The sequence below is a fragment of the Bartonella sp. AD328YNZD genome, assembly GCF_042196425.1.
The window spans coordinates 1-1,626 of the sequence record NZ_JBHIQG010000451.1 but is presented as its reverse complement, the minus strand read 5'-3'; the positions used below and the strand labels follow the sequence as shown (position 1 = coordinate 1,626).

Sequence of the window (1,626 nt, the reverse complement as noted above, 5' to 3'; positions counted from 1 at the left end):
TGTATCTAATTTCTCTACATGCGCTTTTCGACACAATGTTTTGATATAAAAGACTTTAAGAAGGTGTTGAACCTCAAGGGGTAAAGGACCAAAGCGATCGATTAACTCTGCTGCGAATTCATCAATTTGTTCTAAATTCTTAAGTTCTGTCAAGCGTCGGTAAAGCCCCATACGTAATGATAAGTCAGGAACAAAACTTTCTGGTATCATCACGGTTGTACCAAGTGAAATTTGAGGAGACCATTGTTTATCCTCACTTTGCTCTCCATCTTTTAATTCAGCAACAGCTTCCTCAAGCATTTTTTGATAAAGTTCAAAACCAACTTCTTTAATATGCCCTGATTGTTCTTCTCCTAAAAAATTGCCTGAACCACGAATGTCCATATCGTGGCTTGCTAATTGAAATCCAGCGCCCAGTGTATCAAGAGATTGTAACACTTTAAGACGACGATCAGCTGCAGGCGTTAAAACTTTACCAGAAGGAAATGTAAAGAGTGCATAAGCACGTTGTTTTGAGCGCCCTACCCTACCACGTAACTGATAAAGGGCAGAAAGGCCAAACATCTCAGCACGATGCACAATTAGGGTATTGGCTGTTGGAATATCAAGACCGGATTCAATAATGGTTGTCGATAGCAAAACATCATATTGCCCATCATAAAATGCATTCATAATATCATCAAGTTGTACAGCCGGCATTTGTCCATGAGCCACAACGAATTTGAGTTCTGGCACATGTGTTTTGAAATATTCTTCTACAAAAGCTAGATCAGAAATACGAGGACATACATAAAAACTTTGTCCACCACGATAATATTCTCGAAGCAATGTTTCGCGTATAACAAGTGCATCAAACGGTGCAATAAAAGTACGAACCGACATTCTATCAATAGGGGGTGTTGTTATTAATGAAAGTTCACGTACCCCTGATAATGCTAACCCTAAAGTGCGTGGTATAGGGGTTGCTGAAAGTGTGAGAACATGAATGTCACTTTTAAGCTCTTTTAAACGCTCTTTGTGTTTTACACCAAAATGTTGTTCTTCATCAATGATAAGAAGCCCTAACCGTGAAAAATTGACTGCATCACTTAATAATGCATGGGTTCCAATGACAATATCGATTGTACCATCTGAAATACCTTTTTTAACTTGTGCAAGCTCTTTCGTTTTTACAAGCCTTGAAGCATGACCAATTTTAACTGGCAATCCTTGAAAACGTGAAATAAACGTCTTATAATGTTGACGTGAAAGCAATGTTGTCGGTACAACAACAGCAACTTGATATCCATTTAATGCTGCAACAAAAGCACTGCGAATGGCTACTTCGGTTTTTCCAAAACCAACATCACCGCATATCAAGCGATCCATCGGTTTGCCTGATGCTAAATCGTCCAAAACAGCATCAATTGCATTCATTTGATCTTCCGTTTCTTCATAGGGAAAGCAAGCAACAAACTCATCAAATAGTCCAGCTGGTGGAAATACAGCAGGTGCAGCACGTGTCATACGCTCTGCAGCTATACGGATTAATTGCCCTGCCATTTCCAACAAATGTTTTTTAAGCCGCGCTTTACGTGCTTGCCAAGCAACACCCCCTAATTTATCTAAAGTTACCTCTGTTCCTTC

Annotated in this window: 1 protein-coding gene; it reads right to left on the bottom strand. The window is 39.5% G+C overall.

All coding sequences use genetic code 11. The annotated features are described in order from the left end of the window. Positions 1-1,626 (bottom strand): DEAD/DEAH box helicase (locus ACFIO3_RS12740; protein ID WP_375704578.1); only part of this gene is annotated, 1,626 nt, incomplete at both ends.